This is a genomic window from Nocardia sp. N2S4-5 (assembly GCF_044628355.1).
In the GTDB taxonomy this organism is placed as follows: Bacteria; Actinomycetota; Actinomycetes; order Mycobacteriales; family Mycobacteriaceae; genus Nocardia; species Nocardia wallacei_B.
In genome coordinates, this window is the sequence record NZ_JBIUPM010000001.1 from 7,217,806 (window position 1) to 7,244,775 (window position 26,970).

Here is a 26,970-nt window from a genome sequence, read left to right on the forward strand (position 1 = left end):
ACCGTGTCGTCGACTGTTCATCCGGCATTCCTGTCGGCAGACGAGGAGCTGGAACCGGAGGGTGACACGGCCGGTCCGGGAGCAGAAGGCGAACCGGTCGCGATCGACCTGAATGTCGATGCCGCCCTGCTTCTGCAGGGGATGGTCGGCATCGACTCCTATCCGCTGGTACTGGCCCTGGTGTCGAACGTGTACCGCCTCGAGGACCAGGACCGGGTGAACGCTGTCGTCGCCGAGCAGCTCGCTGAGGCGGGCATTCTCGTCGGCGGCGGCGTTCATCCCACGGTGGAACATTGGCTGCACTGCCTGTACCGGCCGGATGTGGAATTGGCCGTGCTGGTGCGCGACACCGGCCTGGACGGTGAGCCGGCCGGCATGCTGCGCATGTCGCTGGTGCGTTCCGGCGACACTCACGTGCTGGCGGTGCGAAACGACGACCATGTCGTGATCCAGCAGGTGTTCCAGGAAGGAGAGCAGCTCGATACCCTGACCGCGGCTCTGGTCGCCGCGCTGGGCCCCTGCCCGCCGGTGCGCTTCGAGCCGATGCGCGCGAATTCGGAACAGATCGCCGAGGTGCAGGCCGAACCGGTGGAGCAGCGTCGGCAGGCGCTGCTGGAATTGGGCGCACAGCCGCACACCGCCGGTGTGCTCGACCGAGTTTTCGACGAGGTGGCGCGCCGCGCCGAAGTCGTGATGATCGAGCACCACGACGGCCGGAAGGCCGAGCCGGACAATGCCTTGACCGTGCTGGATACTTTGTCCGGCCGGTTGGTGGTGACACCGAGTGTCGCCGTGGACGGAACAGTCTGGGCGACCTACTCGCCGGGCGACGACACGGCACTGCAGGCCGGGGTCGCCGCCTTGGTGGAACTACTGCCGAGCCGCAGCTGGTTCGCTACCAGCCGGACCGGGTGACATCCGGCTGATCGAGAGGGACGAGGAACATGAACCGAGCACCGAATACGAACGGACATCCGGCCGAGTCCGTGCGGGCTCGGGGTGGCTACGACGCGTACTTTTCCCCGCAGCAGAGCGCCGTCGAGGCGCCGGCCGAGCAGCCCGCGCCGACCGAGAACCGGTCGGACGCCTTCCGCTACACCTCCGGACTCCCCACCCAGGCCGCGTCGGCGCCCACGGTCGGCGCCCCGGGCCAGTCGCAGCACGATCGCACGCCGTCCGCGCCGCCGCCCCAGGCCGCGCCGCCCGGGCCCGTCCAGTCCGCGCAGCCCACGTCGGACCGGTCCGCCCAGTCGCAGTCACAGCAACCGAACTCGGCACAACAGCAGCACGCGGCGTCGCAACCGCATGCGGCGCAGCAACACTCGGTGCAGCAGCCGCCGGAGGCGACGGTCGCGCAGATCCGGCCCCAGCAACAGCCCCGCGCCGCGGAACCGACGCCGCCGCCCCGCTCGGTCTCCGACGAAGGCCGCGGGTTGGAGCGCATCGATCGCCCACATACCGACGTCGCGTACCCCGAGGTGCTGCCCGCCTCCCTGACGTCGATGGACCTGCTGGCCGAGATCTCCGCCACTCGGCGCGCACAGCTGCGCTCGACCCAGGGCATGCGCGGCGCGCTGAACAAGGTCGGCTTCAATCTGGGACTGTCCCCGGCGGAACAGCGCACCGAGGAGCGCCGCGGGCGCATCCGGCGCCAGCTCACCTCGACCTATCAGATCGCGGTGGTGAGTGTGAAGGGCGGCGTCGGCCGCACCACCGTCACCGCGGCGCTCGGCTCGACATTCGCGAGCCTGCGTCCCGACCGCGTCGTCGCGGTGGACGCCAACCCCGACTTCGGTGATCTGCCCACCCGCACCAGGCCGCATCCCTACGGCCTGACGCTGCGGGATCTGGTCCGCGCGCAGAACCTCGAGGCGTTCTCCGCGGTGCACTCGTTCACCTCGATCAACGAGGCCGATCTGTCCGTGCTCGCCTCGCCGTGGTCCACCGAGGCCGTCGAGGCGCTGTCCGGTCCGGAGTACGGCAACGCGGTCGCGGTGTTGCGCCGGCACTACAACCTGGTGATGGTCGACTGCGGCACCGGCGTGCTGGATTCGGTCACCGGCGCCGTGCTACAGACCAGCGACGCCGTCGTGGTCGTGACGCCGCCGACGGTGGGCGGCGTGAAAGGCGCTGTCGCCACGCTGAACTGGTTCGCGGCGCACGGCCTGCAGCACCTGATCGCCAACTCGGTCGTGGCGATCGTGCACCCGCAGGCGGCGAAGCCGATGGTGGAGGTCACGCAGATCGAGAAGTTGTTCGCGACCGCGCAGCGGCCGACTTTCCAGTTGCCCTACGACGAGCATCTCGCCGAGGGCGGCGAAGTGGACCTGCGGTTGCTGGAGAAGGAGACGGCGCTGGCGTTCGAAGAGTTGGCGGCGGCACTCGGTGACGGGTTCCCGGGGCAGGTCGCCACGGGTCGTGGAGGACGGTTGTGAGTACAGCGGTGGCCGGGCCGGCGGCGACGCCGACCCAAGCATCGGCGGAGGTGGCGCGGGCACGCATCGCGGTGATGGTGTCCTCGTATCAGGTCGACGTGGTGGTGCCGACCAAGTTCACGATCGAAACGTTCATGGACGATCTGCTCGCGGTCCTGTCGCGCGCGATCGATGACGAGAACATCGACTTCGCCCCGCCCAGCGGGCAGTGGAGTCTCGCCCGCCCCGGGGAACTGCCGATGCCGCGCTGGCGCAGTCTCGCCGACCACGACGTCATCGACGGCACGGTGCTGATGTTGTCGGCGGTGGAGTCCTCCGAGGTGTTCACGCCGGTCGTCGAGGACATCACCGACGCGCTGGCGCTGATCAACGAGCGGGAGTTCTCCGAGTTCGATCCGCGCACGGTCGCGATCACCGGTGTGTCCGCGCTCGGCGTCGGCGCGATCGCCGCGGCCGCGCTGCTCTCGTGGTCCTGGATGCGGTCCGGCTCGGTCCTGTGGTGCGGATTGCCGGCGTTGCTGCTGGGCCTGGTCTGCTGGATCGCGGGATTCGCGCTGCGCCGCCGCGACGACGGGGAGACGCTGTGCCTCGGGCTCGTGCTGTCCGCGCTGCCGCTGCTGTTCGCCGGTGGCGCGATGCTGGTGCCGGCCGCCTATAGCGAACCCGGTCCGTTCGCCGCGGCCAATGTCGCCGCGGGCGCGGTGGTAGCCGCCACGGCGGCGGTGACGACGCTGCGATTGACCAGGGTAAGCACGACCGTGCTGACGGCGGTGCTGGTGATCACCATCGCCGTCGCGATCGCCGCGCTGCCGATGGCGTATCTCGAGGTGTCCGAGCAGCACATGACCGGCGGCGCCGTGTTCGTCGGGCTGATCCTGCTGACCGCCGCACCGCGACTTGCCGTGGTGGCGGCCCGGATTCGGCCCCCGGACCTGCCCGACCCGGGCACCGAGGTGGCCCCGGCCACGCTGACCGACATCTTCGACGCCGAGACCGCCACGGCCGACGATCCGGGTCCCGACCGCACCGAGGACGATCGCCGCCGGGCCCTGCGCATCGAAGACCGCGCCCGGCTGGCGGTGACGAGCCTGCGCGGCCTGATCATCGGGTCGGCCACGGTGCTGGCCGCGGCGACCGTGCTGTCGGCGGCCGCGAGCCCCGGCGGCATCCGCGAGATCGTGCTGGCCGCGGCCGTCGCGGGCATCGTCGCCTTGCGCACGCGCTGGTACCCCGATCGGATTCAGGCGATCGCCCTCGTCGTCGCATCGGCGACCACGGTGGTCGGGGTGGGGGCCGTGGAGGTCGGCGCCTACGCGACCCCGATCGCTCGCATGGTCGTCGTCGTGGTGGTGGCGGTGGCCGCCGCGGTGGCCTGCGTGGCCGCGCTGCGATTGCCGGGCGTGCGGCTGTCGCCGGTGACCCGCCGGGTCATCGACCTCGTCGAGTACGCGCTGATCCTGGTCGTCCCGGTGCTCGCGTTCTGGATCATGGGGATCTACACCGCCATGCGAGGAATCTGATGAACCCTGCCGGTATCGGCATCCGGATCTGCGCGGCGATGGTCGCCGGCGTGATCCTCGGCGTAGCGGCCGGTCCGGCGGGTGCGCTGCAACCGCCGGAGGTGATCGTGGGGGCGGCGCCGCCGGACGGTCCTCCGGGACCCGAGGTCCCGACGAAGCAGGAGGACGGCTGCCTGGCGACCGGTCTGCTGCCGAACAGCGACGTGACGCAGGCCCCGCCGCCGGAGACCTCGCTGGACCTGTCCCGAGCGCGGGCGCTGAGCCGTGGCGCCGGTGTCACCGTGGCCGTGGTGGACACGGGGGTGACGCCGAATCCGCGCCTGCCCAACCTCATCGGCGGCGGCGATTACGTCGCCGCCGGCGGCGACGGGTTGTCCGACTGCGACGCGCACGGCACCCTGGTCGCGGGGATCATCGGCGCGGCCTCCGACCCGGCGGACAAGTTCGTCGGTGTCGCGCCGGAAGCCTCGATCATCTCGATTCGCTACCGCTCCAACGCTTTTCGCCCGGATAAGCCCGACTCGGCGCGGGAGGGCCAGTCCGTCATCGATATCCGGACGCTGGCGCGGGCGATCACCCACGCGGCGAATCTCGGCGCCGGGGTGATCACGGTCGGGCTGCCGGTCTGTGTCACCGCCGAGGCCCAGGTCGACCAGTCGATGCTGGCGGCCGCCATCGGCTACGCGGTGCACGTCCGCGGCGCGCTCATCGTGGCCGGTGCGGGCAACACCAGCGGCACGGGCTGCGCGCAGAACCCGGACGTCGATCCCGGCCGGCCGAGCGACCCGCGCAACTGGCGGGACGTGAAGACGATCTCCGCGCCCGGCTGGTTCGCCCCCGACGTGCTGACCGTCGGCTTCACCACCGCGTCGGGAACGCCCATGTCGGGCTCGCTGATGGGACCGTGGGTCGGCATCGCCGCCCCGGGCGCCGGCATCGAGTCGCTCGGGCCCGGCGGCACCCAGCTCATCAACGGCGTCGGGTCGGCGGGCAAGCTGGTGCCGGTGGGCGGGGCGTCGTTCGCGGCGGCGTACGTCAGCGGCGTGGCGGCCCTGCTGCGCTCGCGGTTCCCGTCCGAGACCCCGTCGGAGATCATGGCGCGGCTGCAGGTCAGCGCGCACGCCATGCCGCGCGGGCTGGACAATCTGGCCGGCGCCGGAATGATCGATCCGCTTGCGGCGCTGAGCTATCGGACCCCGCCCAAACCACCCGAGGACCTGTACAAGCGTGCCACGCTGGTGCTCCCCGATCCGCCGCGGCCGCGCGACCTGAAGCCGCTCGTGGTCTCGGCGGCGATCGTGGTGGGCACGCTGGTGCTGGGTGTGGGTGCGGACGGCGTACTGCGGAGGCGTAGGTGAGTTTTCCGAGTGTTCGGGTCGGAGGAGTCGAACGCGGCCCGTTCGCCGTGCTGACGGTCGGTGGGGGTCCGGTGCTGGCCGGGATGTCCGCCCATGCCCCGTGGTGGACCCTCGGGGTGGTGGTCTGCGTGCTGGTGGCGGCGGTGACCGTGCGCTTCGGCCATCGCACCGCGGTGCGCTGGCTGCTGGACTGGGTGGCGTTCCGGGTCGGCCGCGAATCCCGTGCCCGCGGCCGGTCCCGGCCGTGGGAGGTGACCGATGTCCAGGTGTCCGCCGGGGTGTGCGGCGTGCACGAGGACGGCACGACGCTGGTGGCGATGATCCAGCTGGCCCCGGATCTGGACCTGCCCACGGTCATCGCGGAGCAGACCATCTACACCGAGGACACCATCAGCGCCGAATCCCTGATGCCGCTGCTGGACCAGTACGGCATCGCCGTGGACATCGACATCGTGACCACCGGTCAGCGGGTCCGTCCGGGCGGCAGCTACAGCATGCTCTACGACCAGTTGCTCGGCTCGCACCCGGTGGTCGGCAACCGGATGTCCTGGCTGGTGGTCCGCCTCGATCAGGAGCGCAACCTGGAGGCGCTGACGCGCCGCGGGCCGTGCGCGGAGGTCGCGCCGAAGGCGCTGGCCAGCGCTGCCCATCGGATCGCGGGACGACTGCGGGAACGTGGCATCAACGCTCAGCCGCTGCCCGCGGACGCGCTGTGGCGGGCGGCCCGGCTGCTGCACGCGGGTGTCGAGTTGTCGGATCTGCGGGAGAAGTGGGGCCATCTGGAGTCCTCGGTGGCGAGCCGCAGCATCAGTAGTTTCCTGATCGACTGGACGCGGCTCGGCGACACCGGCCTGGACGACTGCTGGTCGTGGAACCGCGGCCGGACGACCGTGGTGGTGAGCCTGGCCGGCGGCGCCGTGGGCGCCCGCGGCCTGGTGCGATACGTCGGCCCCGCGGTCACCAGCGCGCCGGTCGATTATCTGCTGCCGCTGGGCGGCCGGCAGTCCGCCGCGCTGCTCGCCTCGCTGCCGACCGGCACGTCGGTGCGGGCCGTGCCGAGCGACGAGCAAGGCCGCGACATCGCCTCCCAGCAGGTCGTCGACGGTCTCACCATGGCCATCGGCCCGAACGGCCAGATCCTGGGCTCGATCAGCGGGCAGCCGCGGCACACGCTGGCCATGCCGCTGTTCGATCCGTCGCTGTACAACCCGCAGCGCCGCACCATTGATGTGCGCGCGGAATTGCCTGTCGCACAACAGATCGTGCTGCGCGCGATGGTGGTCGGCGCCGACGTCGAGGTGTATTCGGCGCGGCCGCAGCGGTGGGAGCAACTGGTGGCGGCGGTGGGGGATCCGGCGTCGCTGCGGCTGGTCCCCGAGGAACAGCCGGGCGCCCCCGTCTCGGATCAGGAGTCGCAGGCCATGGTGACGGTCTTCGACCAGGTGCCGCCGCGCGCCTCGGCCGCGCCCACCACCGTGACGATCAGCGACCCGGGCGAGCCGCGCCGCCGCACCGCGGATCTGGCCATCGATCAGGTCAGTCCGTCGGCCGTCGATGTCGGTATTCCGATGCGGACCGTGCGGGTGGATCTGATCGAGCCGCGCGGTGAGACACGGTATCTGGACTACCTGGACCCGGGCGGCAATCCGAGGGTGGGTGACCCTGCGGTGATCCCGCCGGAGAACGGGCACGGTCCCGTACCACCGGTGCCGCCCATAGGTGACCGGTCGGTAGGGCGAGGCGAAGTAGGTCGGGAAGAAATGGGTCGGTAATGTTTATCGGCGTGGTAGCGGACTCCCAGTCGGAAGGCGATGCACGGCACGAACCGGACGGGGAGGGCGCGCTCACGCCGCGGCAGGCGGCGGCCGCGATCTTTTCCCGGCGATTGTCGGAACTGATCTCGGAATCGGTGGTGTCGACCGAGGACGGTTCGACGCGGTCGTTGACGCTCTACTCGCTGGCGCAGCACTTGGAGCTGGCCTATCCGGATGTGCCGGTGTCGCAGTCGGGCCTGTACCGATTGATCCACGGCGAGGCCATTCCGCGGCTGGATCTGATTATCGCGCTGGCCCGTGTTTTCGACGTGCCGCCCGAATATTTCATCACCGCCGAAAGCAATTCCTGATCGCCGCCCGCTGTTCTCAGCAACGGGAAGCTCGGCCCGCCCGCGCCCGCAGCGGGTATGGATACCATCCTCAACATGCCCGCCGAGGATCCGGGAGACGTGTTTCTTCGCCACCGTAGCGCGGTCCTGGACGCGCTGCTCGCCGATCCCGGGCTGGAACCGAACGGGGCGGCCGCGGTCGGCGAATCGTCGGCGTCCGTGACCGGCACAGCGGTTCTGGGCGAAGAGCTTTCGGGGGACGACACCGGCTCGGCCGAGTCGTCGTCGGCGGCCCTCGCCGGTGCGGACGCCCCCGAGGCCGCTCGACGTCGTCCCAGTTCCGGGCCCAAGGCCAGCGACCGAATTCTCGCCCTGCTGAACGGGCAGCCGGCCGACTCGTCGGCCGGTCTCGAGTTCACCGCGGACCATTCCGAGGCGGCCGCGAGCCGCCTGCGCGCCTCGGCCGAACCCGCCGAGACCCGGCAGGAACCGACGCCGCCCGCGCCGGAGCAGAAGTCGGCGGCGTCGAAACCGGCAAGCGTCGGCGAACTGGGCAAGACCGCGGTGGTGCACCTGCGCAAACCGAAGGTGGCGCTGGCCGTCGCCGGTGTGCTGGTGCTGCTGTTGATCCTGGTCCTGATGACCACCGGCGGCGAGGATCAATCCAGCCAGAACGTGGTGGTCACCCAGGCCTCGGGCGGCACTCCGCTGCAGACCTCCGCGCCCCCGGCCACCCCCGCCGCCTCGCCGATCCAGGTGCAGTCCGCGAAGGCGCACTGCCCGCAGGGCAGCACCGAGGGAATGGACGCCTTCTCCGGCGAGTCGGGCAAGGCGTGGCGGTGCCCGCGGGCGTACAAGGTCGACGGCCAGGTTTTGACGATCGATCTCGGCAAGACCTATCAGGTGGATTCGATCGGCATCGTGCCCGGGTTCGACGCCGTCGGCTCGGACGGGATCGACCAGTGGAACAAGTACCGGACGGTGAGCCGGGTGTCCTACCGGTTCGACGACGCCAACGCCACCACCTACACCCAGCAGACGCTGGACCAGCGCAACGTGGTCACCACGGAGATCAAACCGGCGGTGAGCGCTTCGAAGATCACGCTGACGGTCCTGGAGTCCAAGGGTGATCCGTCGGTCAACATCACCGCCATCTCCTCGATTGTGATCACCGGACATTGACTCTGTCGCATCTGATCTGCCAGTACTGCTCGCACCGCAACGGCGGTGCCGACTCCCGATGCGCACACTGCGGCGCGCCGCTGACGGCCGACGCGCAGCCGGAACACCCTGTGGGCCAGCAGTTCTCGACCATGACGGGCCGGTTGATGCACGGCGCCGAGCATGCGGTCGAGGACGTGGCGAAGACCGCCGAGGGCGCCGGAAAGGAAGTGGCGTCGGACGCGGCGAAGATCATCACCGAGCGGCTGGCGTCGATGTCGTGGCGAACGGCGGTCGCGATCCTGGTGGCGATGGTCATTCTGGCCATCCTGGTGATGCGGTCGTGTAGCGGCAGTACGCCGGATCTGTCGTCGGTCGGCGGGCTCGGCGGGGCCGACGGTGTGCTCGGGGGCGGATCCTCCTCGGTCGAAAGCCTGCCGGAGCCGTTGCGCGGGGCGGCGAACTGCCGTTCCGCCGATCCTTCGGGCGCCTCGGAATCCTGTGTGGTCGAGGCGAATTCGGCATTGCTCTCCGGCGGCATCACCGGCGGCCGGTCGCTGACCGTGTCGGTGCAACGAGAGCAGCCGAACCGGGTGGCGGACACCATCGCTCGTTGGCGCGCCGCCGGAGCGACGACCGTGGCCGACGGCACGGTGTTCGCGGCGGTGGGCCCCTCGTCCACGGTGATGTACGCGGACAGCCGCAGCGGTCTGCGGCTCGAGACGGGCGCGTTCACCGACCGGTCGGGCGCGCGCACCTTCCTGCAGCGGTCGGGTCTACTCCGCTGATCGGCCGGGCGGGCGGCCCGGCACGCTGTTCCTGCTGGTGGGGACAACCTTGCCAGCAAATAATGTTACAATTTATAGCGTACCGCTAAGTAATGTACCAATCTTTGGTAGACAGATCGGGTCGGCGGGAATTCGCAGTCAGGGAAGGTACAGGAATGGTGGCGACCACCCAGCAGACGGTCTCGTGGAAGCGTTTCCGTGACAATCCGACCGATCTGGAGGCGATCTACTTCCGCTGGATCCAGCCCGGCGCCGCCACACCGGCGATCAGCGACCGGGCCCAGCAGATCTACCGCCAGCACCTCGAAGCTCGCGGCACTGCGCCCACCGGGCCGCATCCTCGCCCGCGTCTATCGCAGCGGCGACGGTTTCGGCCCCGCGATCCAGATCGTCAACGACGACATGCCGTTGCTGGTCGACTCGGTGACGTCGGCGCTGCGGCGGCTGGGCGCACCGGTCACCGAGGTCGTCCATCCGGTCTTCGACGTGCTGCGCGACAGCCGCGGCCGGTTGCGCGCGCTCGCGCCCGCCGAGGGCGACGGCACCGCCGTGCCGGGCCGCGGCGGGCACGCCGTGCGCGAGTCCTGGATGCATGTGCAGCTGGGCGCGGAGGTCGAGGACGAGCTGATCGAGCGGATCGAGGCCGCGCTGCCCCGGCTGCTCGAGACCATCCGGCAGGTCGACGACGACGCCCAGGCGATGGTGCGCACGATGCTGGGCCTGGCCAACCGCCTCGACCACGCCTCGGAGTGGCTGCCCGGCGACGAGGTGACCGACTGTGCGCGGCTGCTGCGCTGGCTCGCCGACGGCCACTTCACCCTGCTCGGATACGGCTACTACCAGCTGTCCGGTGCGACGCCGCCGCAGCCGGGATTCCCTGACCCGGACAAGGTTCCGGGTACCGCGCTCGGCGTGCTGCGCGGCGAGTCGGGCGCGCAGATCGCCGTGCCCGCCTTCGACGGCGACAGCTCGGTGCTGCGACTGGCGAACGGGTCCGCGGACGCGGTGATGCCGGGTTCGCCGGACATCTACTTCGTCAGCGTCGGCGACTACGGCGAGCCGGACCCGCGGGCACAGCAGGGCGGGCAGCGCCCGGAGCGGCCGAAGGGCGCGCACGTATTCGTCGGCATGTTCACCGTGGCCGGTTCCCACGAGAACATCCTCGACATCCCGGTCATCTCCCGGCGCGTGCATCAGGTGATCGAGTGGGCCGGATTCGGCCTGAACTCCTTCTCGGGCCAGGCGCTGCTGGAGATGCTGCAGACCTTCCCGCGTGTGGAGCTGTTCTCCACCGACGCCCGGCGCCTGTTCGAAACCGTCTCGGCGGTCATGAATCTGGGCCTGCGCCGTCAGGTGCGGCTGTTCATCCGGCGCGACGGCCGCAGCGGCGCGGTCTACTGCCTGGTCTACATGCCTCGCGACCGGTACGGCACCGAGGTCCGGCTGCGGATGGCCGATGTGTTGCGCGCGGAGTTCGACGCCGAGCAGCTCGCGTACTCCGCGCGGGCCACCGAATCGGAGTTGGCGGTCGTGTATTTCACGGTGCACCGCCGGCCCGGCGCGGAACCCGCCGACATCTCCGAATCGAACCGCGAGCGCATTCAGGAACTGCTGTTCGCCACCACGTTGACCTGGTCGGACCGGTTGGTGGCGGAAGCCGCCGGGGTGCCGACGGTCCCCGCGGCACTGGTCCGCAAGTACGCCGAGGCGTTCCCGCCCGGCTACCAGCAGGAGCACGACCCGTCCCGCGCGCTGGCCGATCTGCAGCGGCTCGAGGGCCTCGCCGACGGCGACATCGACACCAACCTGTACCGGCGGGCCGGGGCCGCGGACGACCAATGGCGTTTCGCGCTCTACGTCGCCGGTGCCGAGGTGTCGCTGAGCCGCATCCTGCCGCTGCTGCACAGCCTCGGCGTCGAGGTGGTCGAGGAGCGGCCCTACGCGCTGGACATCGCGGACGGTTCCCGCCGCTGGATCTACGATTTCGGGCTGCGGATCCCGGCCGCGGCGCTGCGCGGCGGCTCGGTCCCCGCGGCCCCCGGCGCGCCGACGGTGTCCGAGGACGATCTGCGCCGCCGGTTCGCGGACGCCTTCGCCGCGATGTGGTTCGGCCGCACCGAGAACGACGGGCTCAACGAACTGGTGCTGCGCGCCGGTCTGGGCTGGCGGGAGGTGTCGATGCTGCGGGCCTACGCGAAGTACCTGCAGCAGGTCGGCTTCGCCTACACCTTCGGCAACATCACCCGCGTGCTGCTGACGCACCCGACCACGGCGCGCTCGTTCGCCGAACTGTTCGAGGCGTACTTCGACCCGGAGGGTGTCGGACCGGTGGCCTCCGCGCGCGCCGCGGCCGCCGCCGAGCGGTTGCAGGGCGAGATCGACGCGGTCGTCAGCCTCGACACCGACCGCATCCTGCGCGCGATTCTCGGCCTGATCACCGCGACCCTGCGCACCAACTACTACCGCCAGGACGACAGCGGCAACCTCACCGAATACCTCTCCTTCAAGTTCGATCCGCACTCGATCACCGAATTGCCCAGGCCCAAGCCGCAATTCGAGATCTTCGTGTATTCACCCCGGGTGGAGGGTGTGCATCTGCGGTTCGGTCCGGTGGCGCGTGGCGGGTTGCGCTGGTCGGACCGGTTGGAGGATTTCCGTACCGAGATTCTGGGTCTGGTGAAGGCCCAGGCGGTGAAGAACGCGGTGATCGTGCCGGTGGGCGCGAAGGGCGGGTTCGTGGTGAAGCATCCGCCGGCGCCGACGGGCGATGCGACCGCGGATCGGCAGGCGTTGCAGGCCGAGGGTGTGGCCTGCTACCGCACGTTCATCTCGGGCTTGCTGGACGTGACCGACAACGTCGATCACAACACCGGTGAGGTGGTGCCGCCCGCACGCGTCGTGCGCCGCGACAGCGACGACACCTACCTGGTCGTCGCCGCCGACAAGGGCACGGCCACCTTCTCCGACATCGCGAACGACGTCGCCAAGTCCTACGGATTCTGGCTCGGCGACGCCTTCGCCTCCGGTGGCTCGGCCGGCTACGACCACAAGGCGATGGGTATTACCGCCAAGGGTGCGTGGGAGTCGGTGAAGCGGCATTTCGCGGAGATGGATGTCGATACGCAGTCGCAGGAGTTCACTGTGGTGGGTGTCGGTGATATGTCGGGGGATGTGTTCGGTAACGGGATGTTGTTGTCGGAGCACATTCGGTTGGTGGCGGCGTTCGATCATCGGCATATTTTCTTGGATCCGGATCCTGATGCGGCGCGGTCGTTTGCGGAGCGGCGGCGGTTGTTCGGGTTGCCGCGGTCGTCGTGGCGTGATTACGACGGGTCGGTGATCAGTGAGGGCGGCGGCGTCTACGACCGCGGCGCCAAGGCGGTGCCGGTCTCGGCGCAGGTGCGCGCGGCGCTCGGCCTGAACCCGGGCGTCACCACGCTGTCCCCGCCGGAGCTGATCAAGGCGATCCTGCTGGCGCCGGTGGATCTGCTGTGGAACGGCGGCATCGGCACCTACATCAAGTCCGCCGGCGAGACCAACGCGGATGTCGGTGACAAGTCCAACGATTCGGTACGCGTCGACGCGAACCAGTTGCAGGTCAAGGTGATCGGCGAGGGCGGCAACCTCGGTGCCACGGCGCTGGGCCGAGTCGAGTTCTGCCGCAACGGCGGCCGGATGAACACCGACGCGCTGGACAACTCGGCGGGGGTGGACTGCTCCGACCACGAGGTCAACATCAAGGTCCTCATCGACGGCGTGGTCTCCGCGGGCGAACTGCCCGCCGACGAACGCAACGCGCTGCTCGCCTCGATGACCGACGAGGTGTCCGAACTCGTGTTGCGCGACAACATCTCCCAGAACTTCCGCATGGGCCTGTCGCGTGCACACGCGGCGCCGATGCTGGAGGTCCACCGGCGGATGATCACGGAGCTGGAGAACCGGCGCGGCGTGGATCGCACGCTCGAGGCACTGCCCTCGGACGCGGAGATCGACCGGCGCGCGGCGGCGGGCACCGGCCTCACGTCTCCCGAGCTGGCGAACCTGCTCGCCCACGTGAAGCTGTCGCTGAAGGACGACCTGCTGGCCGGAAACCTGTTGGACCAGGCGGCCTTCGAGACGCTGCTGCCGACGTACTTCCCGGCTCCGGTGCGGGAACGGTTCGGCGCCGCCATCAAGCGGCATCCGCTGCGGCGGCAGATCCTCGCCACCATGGTCGTCAACGACATGGTCGACCTCGGCGGCACCAGCTACGCCTTCCGCCTGGCCGAGGAGATCGGCGCCACCACCGAGGACGCCGTGCGCGCCTACACCGCCGCGGTGGAGATCTTCGATCTGCGGTCGCTGTGGCAGCGGATCCGGACCGCGCCGCTGCCCACGTCGGTGCGCGACGAGTTGGAACTGGAGACCAAGCGCACCCTCGACCGCGCCTCGCGCTGGTTGCTGATCAACCGGCCGCAGCCGCTGGCCATCGGCGCGGGGATCACCCGCTATCGCGACGGCGTGCGGGCCCTGGCCGACGCCGTGCCCGCGTGGCGGCCCGGCCCGGTCGCCGACGACGTGCTGCAGCGCTCGCAGGGATCGATCGAACGCGGCGCGCCCCGCGAGCTGGCCGAGGAGGTGTACGTGCTCATCCACCGCTTCACGCTGCTGGACGTGCTCGACATCGCCGACATCTGCGGCCGCGACGCCGCCGAGGTGGCCGCGCTGTACTACACGCTGGACAAGCACTTCGAGATCCAGCGGCTGCTCACCGCGGTCGCCCACCTCGATCGGGGCGACCGGTGGCGCACGCTGGCCCGGCTCGCCGTGCGCGACGATCTGTACGACTCGCTGCGCGCGCTCACCGTCGACGTGCTCACCACCACCGAGCCGCTGGAGAGCACCGAGGAGAAGATCGCCTACTGGGAGTCCACCAACCGGTCGCGCCTGGTGCGCGCCCGGGGGGCGCTGGCGGAGATCGACGCCACCGGAAGCTACGACCTGGCCACGCTGTCGGTGGCGGCCCGCCAGGTGCGCAGCATGGTCAGCAGCGGAGAACCGGTGACCGCGGCGAAGCCTGCGGCCGACCGCGCCTGACCGCCCGAGCCCGAGCCGGAACTTCCGGCTCGGGCTCAGCCGTCCGCGGCAGCCGGGGTGCCGCAGGAGGTGCAGAATTGCGCCGCCGCGGGCATTTCGGCGCCGCAACCCCCGCAGAACCGTTGCCGCGCGAGCTGCCCGCCGCAATTCATGCAGAACCGGGCGTGCGCGGGGTTGGCGGTATGGCATGCGGCACAGGCGATCTGGCCCGCCGCGTCGCCCGGGGCAGCCGAGTGCGGCGGCGCGGACTGCGGCTGACCGTTCGTGTGCGCCTGAATCGCGTTGAGGCCCAAGGCCGCGCCGAGCATCCCGGCACCGGTGTCGCCGCCGGGACGGGACAGGCCCGCGCTCGCGCCCAGCGCCAGTTCACCGGCCGCGTACCGCTGGAAGTCGCCCGTCAGCCGGATGTAGGTGATGTCCTTGGCCAGCCGCTTGAGCCGGTCGGCGTCCTCGGGGGCGAGGGTGATGTCGAAGTTCCCCATCCGCGCGATGCGCAGGCCGTACTCGTACAGGGTGAGATTGGTCTGCCGTACCACCGCGTCCTCGATCGGCCGCAGATGCCCGGACAGTCCGAGGATCGGCCACTCGCCGCTCGAAACCCCTTGGGTGACAGCGACCTTCATCGCCTTGAGGAGCAGGTCCGAACTCCAGGACTGCACGCCCGACGGGCTGGCCAGATCGGCGGTGCCCGCCAGCGAGGTGATCAGCTCCGCGGGATCGCGCACGGTCAGGGCGAATTCACCGAAGGCCCGCAGCGTGACGACCTGCTCGCTGACCGGGTCCACGATATCCGCCAGCCGCCCACCGAATTTGACGCCGGAGAACTCGCGGGTGGAGATGAAGTACAGCTCGGCGCGATAGAAATTGCCGCCGCTGAGGGTGTCGACCAGGCTGCCGAGGACCGGCAGTTCCTGCGCGTCGATCCGATGGCGGCCGGGCCCGAGCGCCGCGACGACCTGTCCGGTCCGGACGAACAGCGCGACCTCGTCGGCGTTGACGATCGCCCGGGTGAAGCGCCGGATATTGACGTCCGGCCACTTGTAGACCATTTGGTTCTTGCGGTCCTCGGGGACCGCGATGAACTCCCGTTCGAACCATGCCATAACTACGCTCCATCAGGCGATTCAATAGCCAGCGTACCGCTGTGTGACGGTCCGCTCAATGTGGCGACCAGGGGTGACGCGGCACCGGATCCCTTGTGTTTCAGACACATTGCGATATGCCCGGAACGGTGTCTCCTTATTGATAGTGCCGTTGTTTGACGGTACATTAACGTCGGTATGACGGGCGTCACCCGAAAGGCCTCACGATGACCACAGTTCGACCGTCCGCCGAGACGCCGGCCGACGCGCTGCATGCCGAGGACGCGGGCTACCACAAGGCGCTGCGACCGCGTCAGCTGCAGATGATCGCCATCGGCGGGGCCATCGGCACCGGGCTGTTCCTCGGCGCGGCCGGTCGGCTGCACACGGCAGGACCGGGCCTGTTCCTGGTGTACGCGGTCTGCGGGATCTTCGTCTTCTTCATCCTGCGGGCGCTCGGCGAGCTGGTGCTGCATCGGCCCTCCTCGGGATCGTTCGTCTCCTATGCCCGCGAGTTCTACGGTGAGAAGCTGGCCTTCGGTGTCGGCTGGATGTACTTCTTTCACTGGTGTATGACCGGGATCGTAGACATCACGGCCATCGCCACGTATGTCCATTATTGGGGAGGCACCCGCAGTATCCCGCAGTGGGCGATCGCCCTGATCGCGCTGGCGATCGTGGTCGGAATCAATCTGATCTCGGTGCGCTGGTTCGGCGAGCTGGAATTCTGGGCGGCGCTGATCAAGGTCGTCGCGCTGGTGGCCTTCCTGATCGTCGGCTCGGTCTTCCTGGCCGGGCGGTTCACCGTGGACGGCGAGCCCACCGGCCCGGCGGTGATTGCGGAGCACGGCGGTCTGTTCCCGACCGGGCTGCTACCGCTCATCACGGTCACCACCGGCGTCGTATTCGCCTACGCCGCGGTCGAATTGGTCGGCACGGCGGCCGGCGAGGCGGAGAATCCCGAGAAGATCATGCCGCGCGCGATCAACTCGGTCATCGCCCGCATCGCGCTGTTCTACGTCGGCTCGCTGGTGCTGCTCGGGCTGCTGCTGCCCTACACCTCGTTCACCTCGGGGGAGAGCCCCTTCGTCACCTTCTTCGACAAGCTGGGCGTCGGCGGCGCGGGTTCGACCATGAACCTGGTGGTGCTGACCGCGGCCTTCTCCAGCCTCAATGCCGGGTTGTACTCCACCGGCCGGATTCTGCGGTCGATGTCGATGAACGGCAGCGCCCCGGCGATCGCGTCGCGGATGTCGAGTTCGGGTGTGCCGTATGTCGGCATCCTCGCCACCGGCGCGATCGCGCTCATCGGGGTCGGGCTCAACGCGGTGGTGCCGGACAAGGCGTTCGAGATCGTGCTGAACATGTCGGCGCTCGGCACCATCACCGCGTGGACGGCGATCGTGCTGTGCCAGCTGCAGCTGTGGCGCTGGTCGCGCGCCGGGCGAGTGGAGCGGCCCGCCTTCCGGCTGATCGGCGCGCCCTACACCTCCATCGCGACGCTGATCTTCCTCGCCGCCGTGGTGGTGCTGATGGCCACCAGCGAGGACGACGTGCAGCGCGGCGCGGTGCTGGCCATGCTGTGCGTCATGCTGCCGGGCCTGGTCGCCGGCTGGTTCCTGGCGCGGCGGCGGGTGCTGCGGGTTGCCGAGGAACGGCAGGGCTACACCGGTCAGTTCCCGGTACTGGCCGAGCGGCCCCTGCAGAACGAGGCCGCGGAGGCCACCCCGGCGGCCGAGAAGCCGGACACCGAATAGCTCGATGATCGCCCCGTCGGCCGGGGCGATCCTCTTCCCACCGAGGGGAATGGTCTATGTCACCCGTAGCGTACGGCGGACCAGAATGAGGGCGCGATTCATCCGCGGGTTCGGGAGGCTCCTCATGTCGGAACGGTCCGGGACGTCCGACCATCCGTTGCCGCACCCGTGGGCCAACCGGCGCATGCGGGGCACGGAGATTCCGGTCCAGGCACACCCCTGGTCCGCCGGGCGGCCCGTCGATCCGGCGCAGCGCTTCGGTGGTCCGCAGACCGGCAAGCTGGTGTCGGGAACCGAACCGGCGCAACTGTTCTCGCGCGGCACCAAACGAGTCACGGCGGACGACGGCCTCGACACGGCCGGCGAGGAACTGTCCGCGACCGAGGCGGAATTGCGGCTGCTGGCCGAGGCCGAGGCCGGATCCGGCCGCAGCGCCCGCTCGCGCCCCAGCCCGCGCCGCCTCGGCGAGGGCATGGTGGAGATGCCCAAGGTGGCCTCGGTGGACCCGCGGTCGGCCGTGCTGGCCACCCCGGAGGTCGCCGAGGTCAAGCGATTCTGCTGGAAGTGCGAGGCCCCGGTGGGCCGGTCCGCCGACGGCGAGCCCGGCGCGGTGGCCGGGGTGTGCGGGAAGTGCAACTCGCCGTTCAACTTCCGGCCGCAGCTCGAGGCGGGCGAACTGGTGGCCGGGCAGTACGAGGTGCAGGGTTGCCTGGCGCACGGCGGGCTGGGCTGGATCTACCTGGCCGTCGACCGCAATGTCAGCGACCGCTGGGTGGTGCTCAAGGGCCTGCAGAATCCGCTCGATTTCGAGGCGCACGTCGTGGCGCTCGCGGAACGGCAATTCCTGTCCGAGGTGGCCTATCCGGGCATCGTCAAGATTCACAATTTCGTGAAGCACAAGTCCCGGCGCGACGTCGAGGACGGCTACATCGTCATGGAGTACGTCGGCGGGCAGTCGCTGAAGAAGGTGCTCGACGAGCGCGCGCCCGACCGGATACCGATCGCCGAGGCCATCGCCTACATCATGGAAGTGCTTCCGGCGCTGGACTATCTGCACTCGTTCGGGCTGTCCTACAACGACCTCAAGCCGGACAACATCATGGTGAGCGAGGACGAGGTCAAGCTCATCGACCTGGGCGCGGTCGCGGCCATGGAGTCCTACGGCAGCATCTACGGGACCCCCGGCTACCAGGCGCCCGAGATCACCGATACCGGCCCGACGGTCGTCTCCGACATCTACACCGTCGGCCGTACGCTCGCCGCGCTGGTACTGGACCTGCCGCGGGACAAGGGTGGGCACTTCCTGCCCGGGATCCCCACGCCGGAGGACGACCCGCTGCTGGCCGCGCATCCGGCCCTGTACCGGTTGCTCGGCCGCGCGACCGATCCCGATCCGCAGCGCCGGTTCCCCTCCACCTACTCCATGTACTGTCAGCTCACCGGCGTGCTGCGGATGGTGATGGCCTGCGAGACCGGCCGCGAACACCCCCAGGCCTCCGTCGAATTCGGTTCGCTGCGTGGGGATTTCGGTATCGACACGGTGATCGGCCAGACCGACGGCATGATCGACGGCACCGAGCGGATGCCCACGCTGGACGCCGGGCGGGTCTGCGCGGCGCTGCCGGTGCCGCTCATCGACAGCGAGGACCCCAGCGCCGACCTGCTGTCCACCCTTTTGCACGGCGAGCCGCAGCACGCGCTGGAAACCTTGCGGCGCACCCGTGATCGGATCGCCGCCGGCACCATCGCCGAGCCCGCGTCGTTCCAGCTGGAGGGCACGCTCACCGCGGTGCGCGCGCATCTCGAACTCGGCGAGATCGTGCCCGCGCTACGGCTGCTCGCGGATCTGCGGCCGCGGTACGAGGCGGACTGGCGGCTGGAGTGGTACGCCGGTGTCGCGGCGCTGCTCGACAGTCGTTTCGAGCGCGCCTACAGCAGTTTCGACGCGGTGCACTCGATGCTGCCCGGCGAGATCGCTCCGGCTCTGGCCCTCGCCGCCACCGCCGAACTCGTGCTCCAGCATCTGAGCGAGTCCGGCGATGTCGAGTTCTGGCATCGCGCGGCCGCCGACTACTACCGGCGGGTGTGGCGCACCAACCACGGCGTGGTGAGCGCGGCGTTCGGGCTGGCCCGCCGGTTGGCCGCCGACGGCGAGATCACCGAGGCCGTCGCCGTGCTCGACGAGGTCCCCGCCGAATCCCGCCACCACAGCGTGGCCCATCTGACCGGCTCCCTGCTGCTGGTGTCGCGACCGGTCGCCGACGTGACCGAACAGGATCTGGCCGAGGCGGCGGCGCGGCTCGAGGATGTGCCCGACGCGCCCCGCGCGCTGCAACTGCGCGTCGTGGTGGTCGGGGCCGCGCTGGAATGGCTGCGCGCGGGCGGGCGGCCGCGGGTGCCCGACGCGGAACTGCTCGGATTCCCGCTCACCGTGCCGGGATTGCGGCGCGGCGTCGAATCCTGCCTGCGGGATCTGGCCCGTACCGCGGCGGACCGCATGCACCGCTACCGCCTGGTCGATCTGGCCAATCAGGTGCGGCCGCGGACGCGGTGGTAGCCGGTCGTCAGCGCGAGCGCAGCCCGGTCACGACGATCACCGGCAGCGCGGCGAGCAGCAGCAGCCACCACCAGTTGCCCGTGACGAAGGCGCAGACGAAGGCGAACACCACCGCGACGAGCGCGAGGGTCGCCATTCTGGGAATGGTGGTGTCGCCGGGCGGGGGCGGGGCCTGTGCCGCCACGGGCAGGTCGATGAACAGTTCGGCCAGTTCCGCCTTGGTGGTGGCGGACGCCGCGATCGCGCTGCGTTCGTCGTATTCCGTCAGGGACAGCCGCCCCGAACCGAGCTGATCGGACAGTTCCCGTAGCGCGCGTTCCCGGTCGGCCGCCATGAGCCGTGAATCCGGAATTTCTGTCATGCCGTGCAGGATAGCTCGGAGTTGTTTTCTCCCGAATTATCCGAATAACCATCGCCGGGAAGAAATCCCGAGGATGGTGATCGCCGCCACCAGCTGAGACGCTCTGCTCTGTTTCGGTGTGGTTTCCTTGAGGTATGACAGCCGGTACCGAGTACACGATCGATGAGCTGGCGCGTGCCGCCGGTACGACCGTGCGCAGCCTGCGGGTGTATCACGAGCGGGGAGTGCTGCCGCCGCCCCAGGTGAAGGGCAGGACGGGCTTCTACGGACCGGACCATCTGAACCGGGTCCGGGTGATCAGTCGGTTGTTGAATCGGGGGATCAAACTCAACGGCATCAAGGAGTTGCTGGAGGCGTGGGACCGCGGCGACGATCTCGGCGACATCCTCGGCGTCGGCGAGGGCGCGGGGCCGGTCCCGGAGGAGCCGGCGGGCGAGACGCTCACCGCGACCGAACTCGCGCGGCGCTACCGCGATGTGCCGCAGGGGCTGTCCAGGGTGGTCGCGCTGGGTGTGTACGAACCGGTCGACGCCGAGACCTACCGCGTCAGCAATCACAAGCTGCTCGATGTCGCCGAGCGATTCGCCGCGGCCGGCGTCTCCGACGAGGCCGTCATCGACGAGCTGGAGCGCTTGCGGTCGGACTGCGAGCGCATCGCGCGCCGGTTCGTCGACCTGTTCGAGCGGACCTCCTGGGCCGACTTCCGCCGGTCCGAGGGCGGCACGACGGATCTGGCGAAACTGGTGTCGGGATTGTCGGCCACGCGCGTATGCCCGGAACAGGCGGCGGGGGAATTCATCAGCCGGTCGGTGTCGCAGTATCTGGATCAGGACAGCGAACTGGCCGAGGTGTTGCCCGGCGCCTAGTAGCCCCGCGGCGAGGCGCTCGCGTTGGCCTGCTGCACATTGGCGGCCAGGTTCGAGCCGTCCCGCGAGACGTCGTACCTCTGCATCACATAGTTCATACTGGCCGCGATATTGGCGGTGGGATCGGTGATGACATTCGACGTGCCCGCCACGTGGTACGCCTCGAAAGTCGAGGGAATGGTCTGCGTCAGGCCCTGGGAAGGATGGCCGGCCGCGGCATTCGAATCGTTGAGGTTTATCGCGCCGGCATTGAAGCCCGATTCGCGTTCGATGAGGGTCATATAACCCCTCGTCCAATTCTCGATCGCGACCGGATCGGTGATTCCGAGGGCCTTCAGAGCTTCCTTGATGTGCGCCCGCACCTGATCTTCGCTGAGTACGTTCCGAGCGGTGCTGCCCGATACGCTGCTCACCCGGTCGGTGTAGTTGCCGTCGTAGCCGCCGGAGCTGTTGTGCGGCACTCGGGGAGTGGACACCGGGCCACTGCCGGGTCCGTCGTATCCGGGGATATTGGCCGATTGCTCGGTCAGCCACTGGTGGGCGTTCGTCACCGACTGCTCGCTGTCGCCGACGGCCTTGTCGATGGCGCCGATCGCGAGAAACTGCCGGGGCAGGTCGGGCTTGTCGGGTACCGCGTCGAGGATTCCCTGGACTTCGGTGCCGAGTTCTTCGACCTCGCTGACCGCGGTATTCGAGACACCGGCGGATTTCTTCGCGATATCGGCGATATTGGTGTCCAGGTCGTTGAGGCGGGTGAGATAGTCCTGCTTCTTACCCTGCTCGCGATCGAGCTGCGTGGCCATCTCGCCGCTGATGTCCTCGTCGGCCCGGTCGAGGTCGTCGAGTTTCTGGACGGTGATCGTATCCGCCGTGCCGTCGCCGAGCGCCTTCAGCAACTTGTTCAATACCGTCTGGGTATGTGAGGTATAGGAGGCCAGCACCGGAGCGTCGGCTGGCGGCGTCAGCGTAATCTCTTTAGGAGGCATCGCTCACCTTCCGCCGCGCCATGGCGTGTTCTCCGTAATTCGTTCCAGTACTGGATGATTTCGTCCGCCGACGCCTGATCGGTGGTGCCCTCGCAGCATAAACGGAGTTGTCCGCCCGGCCGCCGCCACACTTCCCGCGGATGGGAACGGATCCCGCCCGAGGTTCCCCTTCGTTCCGCCTGATGTTCCCACTGGTGGCAACGCGCCCAAAGCTATGTACCGCTAAATAACGGTACATTGGTTCGTGTGTCGATGGATGGACGTCGACAACGGATACGGGCGAATGGAGACCACGCCGATGACCACCACCAATGAACTGAGCAGTGCCCCCACGGCACCTGGCCGTACCGTTCGGCTCCGCGTCGCGGCCGCCGCGGCCGCGGTGATCGCCGCGGGTGTGGGGCTGGGAGTGCCGGCTACGGCCACCGCCCAACTGCCCGGCGCGCCGTGCCTGTGGGCGGGCGCCGCGTATCCCCAGGGCGAAACCGTGTACGCGGGCGGCTGGACGTTCACCTGCGGGACCGATCTGCTGGGTACCGCGCGGTGGAACCGCGGCGGCATCGCGAACCAGTGGAGCACGGTCGACAACCCGGGCGCCACGGCCAATCCCGCGGGCCGGTTCAGCCCCGGTGCGCGCCAGCCCGGCACCTCCTACACCGACTACTGTGTCGGCCAACAGCTGATCGAGGGCGCCGAGGACGTCTATGAGGCGGTGCCGGTGGGCGGCGGATTGTATTGGCGCGCAGCCGGTCCGGTGTCGCAGTGGCGCTTCGACGGGGCGCGTCCGGAGGCGACGTGGCGCTCGTCGGGTTCCTGTTCGGAAGGTTCGCTCCTCTGAATCCGGACCGACCGGAATAAACCTACTTAGGTATATTCCATCCAGAACTACCGATGCGCGTCGACTGTGATTGTGCCCAAAATCCCACTTTCGCACCGACGCGCAGATGGGTATGTGATGGGAAGCGTGACGCTCTGGATGCAGATGTCACTCGACGGTTTCGCGGAGGGCCCCGACCAGCAGATTCACTGGCCGGTGGTGGACGAGGAACTGTGCGCCTCGTTCCTCGACGAGCTGCGGGCGGCCGATCTGTTTCTCTACGGGCGCAAGACATTCGAGATCATGACGTCGTTCTGGCCCACAGCGGACGCGGATCCGGCGATCTCGCCGTTCTACGTGGATTTCGCGCGCTGCTGGAAGACCACACCGAAGCTCGTCTTCTCCCGCACCCTGCGCGCGGCGGGGTGGGACACCCGCATCGTGGCCGACTCGGTCGTCGAGGAGGTCGCGGCGCTGCGGGCGCGGCCGGACTGCGACATGGTGCTGTTCGGCGGTCTCCAGACCGCCACGCTGTTCATGGAGCACGACCTGATCGACGAGTACCGGCTGTTCGTGCACCCGCTGCTGCTCGGGGGCGGCATCCCGCTGTTCCCGTCGGCGCTGGACCGGGCCGGACTGCATCTGGTCGACGTGATGACCTTCGACAGCGCGGTCGTGCAGGTGCATTACCAGCAATCGGCTCCCGTACCGTGACGGCCCGACGCGCCGGGGCGCGCTGACCGGCCCCAAAACCGCAGGGGCGCAGGCTCGGTCACGAGCGTGACCTGGTACGGATGAACCAAAAGTCGCGACGAGCCCGAGCCGAGTAGGTTAAGTTTTCTTCATTATGTCTGTGGTACCGGTACCTGGCACGGTCCTCCCAGCTACCACTAGCGAATTCGTCGGCCGGCAGGCCGATGTCGAGCGTGTGCGATCGCTGCTGGACGGCGGCGCGCGGCTGGTCACACTGATCGGCCCCGGCGGTATCGGCAAGACCAGGCTCGCGGCCGAGGTGCTGCGTGGCGTGCCCGGTCCCGTGCATTGGGTCGGTCTCGCCGAACTGGGTCCCGAATCGGTGACCGAAGATCTGATCCGGTCCGCGATCCGCGTCGACGCCGCGGGCCGGCCCACCCGCGAGCCGCAGCCGGACGCAGCGGCCGAGCCGGCCCGAAAAGTGCTGGTACTGGACAATTGTGAGCATGTGCTGGCCGCGGTGGGCGGCATCGTCGCCGACCTGCTGCGGCAGGCGCCGGAGCTGACGATCCTGACCACCAGCCGGGAGCCGATCGGGTGGGTCGACGAGCACATCGTGCCGGTGCCCCCGCTCTCGGCCGCGCACTCGATCGCGCTGTTCCGCCGTCGCGCCGAGCTGACCGGGCGGCCGATCGGCGACGATCCCGCCCGGCTGCACATCGCCGGGCAGATCTGCCGCCACGTCGACCACAACCCGCTGTTCATCCGGCTGGCCGCGGCCCGGCTACGGCAGCGCCCACCCGGCATGGTGCTGCGCGAACTCACCGGCGACGCCGACGACAAGCGCCTGCAGTGGCGCCACGGCGCCCGCGCCGGCGCCGATCTGCGCCATCGCGGCGTCTACGACGTGATCGCGTGGTCCTACGAGCTGTGCGGACCCGCGGAACGGCTCTTGCTCGAGCGGCTGTCCGTCTTCGCCGCCGGGTGCGAGACCGACGACGAGCGGTCGCTGCGCAACGGCATCGAACTCGACGCGGTGCTGGCCGTGTGCGCCGACGAGACCCTGCCGGCCGACACCATCGAACCGCTGCTGGAACAGCTGGCCGAGCGATCGCTGCTGTCCGAACACCACACCGCCACGACGGTGCGGTGGTACCTGGTGGAGAGCGTGCGGGTGTTCGCCTACGACCGCCTGCGCGGCCGCGCGTGCGCCGCCGCGACCGCGGCCCGGCACCGACGCTACTTCCGGGACAAAGTCGTTGCGGGACAATCCATCTGGAACACGCCCGAGGCGCAGGATCGGCACGATCGGGTGCATTCGGGCTGGGACAACATCCTCCTCGCGATCGAGACGGGCCTGTCGACACCGGCCGAGGCGGTGGTGGCGCTGGAGACGGCGGCCGGGCTGCTATCGATGTGGATTCCGTTCGCCACGCACGGCGGCCCGGCCTTCGCCCGGCTCACCGCCCTCGCCGTCGAGGCGACCCGTGCGGCCGACCCGCGCCCGGACGACCTGCGCGTGCGGGCGATGGCCCTGCTCGCGTGGGTCGCCATGTGGCAGGGGCGGATCGACGACGCCGCGCGCCTGCTCGACGAGTGCGCGGCCACCTGTCTCCCGGCCGCGGCCGTCCCCACCTGGCGCGACACCGCCGAGGAGGATCTCGGGCTATCCGCGCCGGTGGAATGGATCCGCGGGCTGGAACTGATGCTGGTGCACGCCGATCCGCGCGCCATCGCGGTGCTGGAGCGGGCCCGCCGCAAGGGCGCGGACGCGGGCGACCTGGTCGGGGAGGAACTCAGCGGCGTATTCGTCGCGCTGGCAGCGGCTTTCGTGGGGGAGCGGCAGGTGGCGCTGGATACCACCGCGCGCATCCTCGAACACTCGACGGCGAGCGGCTCGCTGTTGTCGCGGGGGTGGGCCCGGCTGGCCCGCGCGGTCGCCCTGGTCACGCACGGCGATCTCGGCGAGTCCGCGGCGATGTCCCGCAGCGTCCTGACCGATCACCTCATCGACGGGGACGTCTGGACGGTGAGCTGGGCGATCGGCGCCCGGATCATGGTCGCGGGGCGCATGGTGCTGGAGGCGTCGGTGGCCGGCGACGAGGCCGTGCGCGTGGCCGCGGCCACCGAGATGGCCCGGCTGGTCGGAGCTTTCCGAGCCTGCGTCCGCGCCACGGGCACGGTGATCGAGACGGTTCCGCTGATCACCACCGAACTGCAACGGGCGGCGGACCTGTCGGCGGTGGTGCTCGGGGAACGGGCGTATGCGGCGGCTCGCGACGAAGGCGCCGCTGTCACACCGGAATTCGAGACGCTGCGGCGGTACGTGCTCGATCGCGCGCCCGCCGACCCGGCGTCCGACGGGGCCGAGCCCGTATCGCCGCCCGCGCGGTGGGACACGCTGTCGCGCGCCGAGCGGGCGGTGGCCGTGTTCGCCGCGGCCGGGTGGTCCAACAGCGCGATCGCGGCCGAGCGCCGCAGTTCGGTGCGCACCGTCGACGCTCAGGTCGCCAGCATCCGGCAGAAATTGAGCACCCCGTCCCGCAAGGAGATCATCCAGCACATCCCGGTCGATCTGGCCGACGCCGTGCGGCGGGAGGCCGAACGCCGACCGCGCCGTGCCCCGCGCCGTTCGGCGGGCCGGCCGTAACCGCTGCCGAAGTCGCGCTGCTCAGCGCGCGCTGCCGCACTTCGTGGACGCGTCCGCCACGCAGCCGTGGCTGCCGAGGCCGTTGTCGGTGGTGCTCTGCGGCGCGGCCTCTTCCCGGGGCGCGAACCAGCCGAGGTACTGGCGGTCGAACGCCGCGTTCGAGGCGCCGTCGACGCTGTTCGCCAGGCCGGGCCGGACCTGCTGTCCGGGGTTGCCCGGGTGCTTCGGGTAACCGGCCCGCCGCGACGAGTTGCCGTTGCCGCCGGCGTCGCCCGTGCCGTTGCCGTTTCCGTTGGCGTCGTGGCTGCTTCGGGTGCCGCCGGTGCGGGTGCCGGAGTGGTTGTCGCTGTTGCCGGAGGTCGAACCACCGGGCGCGGCGAAGGCCGCCGGGGCCAGCGCGGCCGGGCCGATCGCGAGGGCGGCGGTGATCATCGAGGCGGCGATCAATTTATGGGCGGTGGTCGAGGTGGCCATGATGCGGGTCCTTCGTGTCGGCAATGTCCTCCGGCCGAGAGAGCCATTAGTTGACGTGTCTATCGTGCCGTTGTTTAACGATACATAGATTGAGGAGCCGTCCACTATGGCGAGATCGCTCCCAGAATTGGGAAGGATTGCGGTCCGATTGTCCTTGGCCGAAGGCCCGTCGCATGATCCGCGCACTGACCTAGACTGAGTAGCAGCTTTCGCCTACGCGAGTCCCGAAGTGCGGCTCTTGATCACCGGTGGACGGTTATGGGTCGAGTACGTGAGGTTCCGCCG

At 69.6% G+C, this 26,970-nt stretch carries 18 protein-coding genes and 1 pseudogene; 15 read left to right on the top strand and 4 right to left on the bottom strand.

The genetic code is table 11. The annotated features are described in order from the left end of the window. Positions 1 to 3 precede the first annotated feature (3 nt). The 9 genes and pseudogenes from ACFMRZ_RS33470 to ACFMRZ_RS33510 all read left to right on the top strand — a co-directional run bounded on the left by ACFMRZ_RS33470 (position 4) and on the right by ACFMRZ_RS33510 (position 14,442). The gene (locus tag ACFMRZ_RS33470) at positions 4 to 915 is read left to right on the top strand and encodes an ESX secretion-associated protein EspG (protein WP_400182203.1); all 912 of its coding nucleotides are present in this window, start codon (positions 4 to 6) and stop codon (positions 913 to 915) included. A 29-nt stretch (positions 916 to 944) separates the two neighbouring features. Further along, positions 945 to 2,435 (top strand): AAA family ATPase, encoded by a 1,491-nt coding sequence (locus ACFMRZ_RS33475; RefSeq protein WP_400182204.1) that lies wholly within the window; start codon positions 945 to 947, stop codon positions 2,433 to 2,435. Continuing rightward, on the top strand, positions 2,432 to 3,955 hold the full coding sequence (gene eccD, locus ACFMRZ_RS33480; RefSeq protein WP_400182206.1) for a type VII secretion integral membrane protein EccD: 1,524 nt from the start codon (positions 2,432 to 2,434) through the stop codon (positions 3,953 to 3,955). Before ACFMRZ_RS33475 ends, eccD begins: the two co-directional genes overlap by 4 nt. Then, the gene (mycP, locus tag ACFMRZ_RS33485; protein ID WP_400182207.1) at positions 3,955 to 5,313 is read left to right on the top strand and encodes a type VII secretion-associated serine protease mycosin; all 1,359 of its coding nucleotides are present in this window, start codon (positions 3,955 to 3,957) and stop codon (positions 5,311 to 5,313) included. Before eccD ends, mycP begins: the two co-directional genes overlap by 1 nt. Then, positions 5,310 to 7,085 carry a type VII secretion protein EccE gene (gene eccE, locus ACFMRZ_RS33490; protein WP_400182208.1) on the top strand — a complete coding sequence of 592 codons (1,776 nt, stop codon included), beginning with the start codon at positions 5,310 to 5,312 and terminating at the stop codon, positions 7,083 to 7,085. The genes mycP and eccE overlap by 4 nt, the downstream gene beginning before the upstream one ends. Positions 7,086 to 7,096: 11 nt before the next feature. Further along, positions 7,097 to 7,438 (top strand): helix-turn-helix domain-containing protein, encoded by a 342-nt coding sequence (locus ACFMRZ_RS33495; RefSeq protein ID WP_232110579.1) that lies wholly within the window; start codon positions 7,097 to 7,099, stop codon positions 7,436 to 7,438. Positions 7,439 to 7,513: 75 nt separating this feature from the next. Beyond that, positions 7,514 to 8,599, top strand: coding sequence for a hypothetical protein (locus ACFMRZ_RS33500; protein ID WP_400182209.1), 1,086 nt, complete (start codon positions 7,514 to 7,516; stop codon positions 8,597 to 8,599). Beyond that, positions 8,596 to 9,366 (top strand): hypothetical protein, encoded by a 771-nt coding sequence (locus ACFMRZ_RS33505; protein ID WP_400182210.1) that lies wholly within the window; start codon positions 8,596 to 8,598, stop codon positions 9,364 to 9,366. Before ACFMRZ_RS33500 ends, ACFMRZ_RS33505 begins: the two co-directional genes overlap by 4 nt. Positions 9,367 to 9,521: 155 nt before the next feature. Next, positions 9,522 to 14,442, top strand: a pseudogene (locus ACFMRZ_RS33510) (NAD-glutamate dehydrogenase). A gap of 35 nt (positions 14,443 to 14,477) precedes the next feature. On the opposite strand, the gene ACFMRZ_RS33515 reads toward ACFMRZ_RS33510, so the two are convergent. Beyond that, positions 14,478 to 15,545 (bottom strand): SPFH domain-containing protein, encoded by a 1,068-nt coding sequence (locus ACFMRZ_RS33515; protein ID WP_400182211.1) that lies wholly within the window; start codon positions 15,543 to 15,545, stop codon positions 14,478 to 14,480. Positions 15,546 to 15,751: 206 nt separating this feature from the next. Between ACFMRZ_RS33515 and ACFMRZ_RS33520 the strand changes: the two genes are divergently transcribed. Together ACFMRZ_RS33520 and ACFMRZ_RS33525 are read left to right on the top strand one after the other, a co-directional pair. Then, on the top strand, positions 15,752 to 17,281 hold the full coding sequence (locus tag ACFMRZ_RS33520) for an amino acid permease (protein ID WP_280276014.1): 1,530 nt from the start codon (positions 15,752 to 15,754) through the stop codon (positions 17,279 to 17,281). Between the two features lie 124 nt (positions 17,282 to 17,405). Continuing rightward, entirely contained in the window at positions 17,406 to 19,838 is a 2,433-nt protein-coding gene (locus ACFMRZ_RS33525) for a tetratricopeptide repeat protein (RefSeq protein WP_400182212.1), read from the top strand. 7 nt (positions 19,839 to 19,845) lie between these two features. Here ACFMRZ_RS33525 and ACFMRZ_RS33530 read toward each other — a convergent pair whose 3' ends face one another. Then, complete coding sequence (locus tag ACFMRZ_RS33530; protein ID WP_280276012.1) at positions 19,846 to 20,199, bottom strand: DUF1707 domain-containing protein; 354 nt, start codon at positions 20,197 to 20,199, stop codon at positions 19,846 to 19,848. A 134-nt stretch (positions 20,200 to 20,333) separates the two neighbouring features. On the opposite strand from ACFMRZ_RS33530, the gene ACFMRZ_RS33535 reads away from it, so the two are divergent. Next, entirely contained in the window at positions 20,334 to 21,065 is a 732-nt protein-coding gene (locus ACFMRZ_RS33535) for a MerR family transcriptional regulator (protein ID WP_280276011.1), read from the top strand. Here ACFMRZ_RS33535 and ACFMRZ_RS33540 read toward each other — a convergent pair. Next, positions 21,062 to 22,051 carry a transglycosylase SLT domain-containing protein gene (locus tag ACFMRZ_RS33540; protein WP_400182213.1) on the bottom strand — a complete coding sequence of 330 codons (990 nt, stop codon included), beginning with the start codon at positions 22,049 to 22,051 and terminating at the stop codon, positions 21,062 to 21,064. The two genes, ACFMRZ_RS33535 and ACFMRZ_RS33540, sit on opposite strands and share 4 nt — an antisense overlap. 298 nt (positions 22,052 to 22,349) lie before the next feature. Between ACFMRZ_RS33540 and ACFMRZ_RS33545 the strand changes: the two genes are divergently transcribed. From ACFMRZ_RS33545 to ACFMRZ_RS33555, 3 genes are all read left to right on the top strand, one after another. Then, positions 22,350 to 22,889 carry a hypothetical protein gene (locus ACFMRZ_RS33545; RefSeq protein ID WP_400182215.1) on the top strand — a complete coding sequence of 180 codons (540 nt, stop codon included), beginning with the start codon at positions 22,350 to 22,352 and terminating at the stop codon, positions 22,887 to 22,889. 126 nt (positions 22,890 to 23,015) lie between these two features. Continuing rightward, entirely contained in the window at positions 23,016 to 23,582 is a 567-nt protein-coding gene (locus ACFMRZ_RS33550) for a dihydrofolate reductase family protein (protein WP_400182217.1), read from the top strand. 214 nt (positions 23,583 to 23,796) lie between these two features. Further along, entirely contained in the window at positions 23,797 to 26,211 is a 2,415-nt protein-coding gene (locus ACFMRZ_RS33555; RefSeq protein WP_400182218.1) for an ATP-binding protein, read from the top strand. Positions 26,212 to 26,232: 21 nt separating this feature from the next. Here ACFMRZ_RS33555 and ACFMRZ_RS33560 read toward each other — a convergent pair whose 3' ends face one another. Beyond that, positions 26,233 to 26,685 carry a hypothetical protein gene (locus ACFMRZ_RS33560; RefSeq protein WP_400182221.1) on the bottom strand — a complete coding sequence of 151 codons (453 nt, stop codon included), beginning with the start codon at positions 26,683 to 26,685 and terminating at the stop codon, positions 26,233 to 26,235. Between the last annotated feature and the right edge of the window lie 285 nt (positions 26,686 to 26,970).

Bases quoted from the DNA above. Each gene is read 5' to 3' on its own strand.
- ACFMRZ_RS33475 (WP_400182204.1), top strand. From the start codon at position 945: ATGAACCGAGCACCGAATACGAACGGACATCCGGCCGAGTCCGTGCGG.
- mycP (WP_400182207.1), top strand. From the start codon at position 3,955: ATGAACCCTGCCGGTATCGGCATCCGGATCTGCGCGGCGATGGTCGCC.
- ACFMRZ_RS33500 (WP_400182209.1), top strand. From the start codon at position 7,514: ATGCCCGCCGAGGATCCGGGAGACGTGTTTCTTCGCCACCGTAGCGCG.
- ACFMRZ_RS33515 (WP_400182211.1), bottom strand. From the start codon at position 15,545: ATGGCATGGTTCGAACGGGAGTTCATCGCGGTCCCCGAGGACCGCAAG.
- ACFMRZ_RS33520 (WP_280276014.1), top strand. From the start codon at position 15,752: ATGACCACAGTTCGACCGTCCGCCGAGACGCCGGCCGACGCGCTGCAT.
- ACFMRZ_RS33525 (WP_400182212.1), top strand. From the start codon at position 17,406: ATGTCGGAACGGTCCGGGACGTCCGACCATCCGTTGCCGCACCCGTGG.
- ACFMRZ_RS33530 (WP_280276012.1), bottom strand. From the start codon at position 20,199: ATGACAGAAATTCCGGATTCACGGCTCATGGCGGCCGACCGGGAACGC.
- ACFMRZ_RS33535 (WP_280276011.1), top strand. From the start codon at position 20,334: ATGACAGCCGGTACCGAGTACACGATCGATGAGCTGGCGCGTGCCGCC.
- ACFMRZ_RS33540 (WP_400182213.1), bottom strand. From the start codon at position 22,051: ATGCCTCCTAAAGAGATTACGCTGACGCCGCCAGCCGACGCTCCGGTG.
- ACFMRZ_RS33545 (WP_400182215.1), top strand. From the start codon at position 22,350: ATGACCACCACCAATGAACTGAGCAGTGCCCCCACGGCACCTGGCCGT.
- ACFMRZ_RS33560 (WP_400182221.1), bottom strand. From the start codon at position 26,685: ATGGCCACCTCGACCACCGCCCATAAATTGATCGCCGCCTCGATGATC.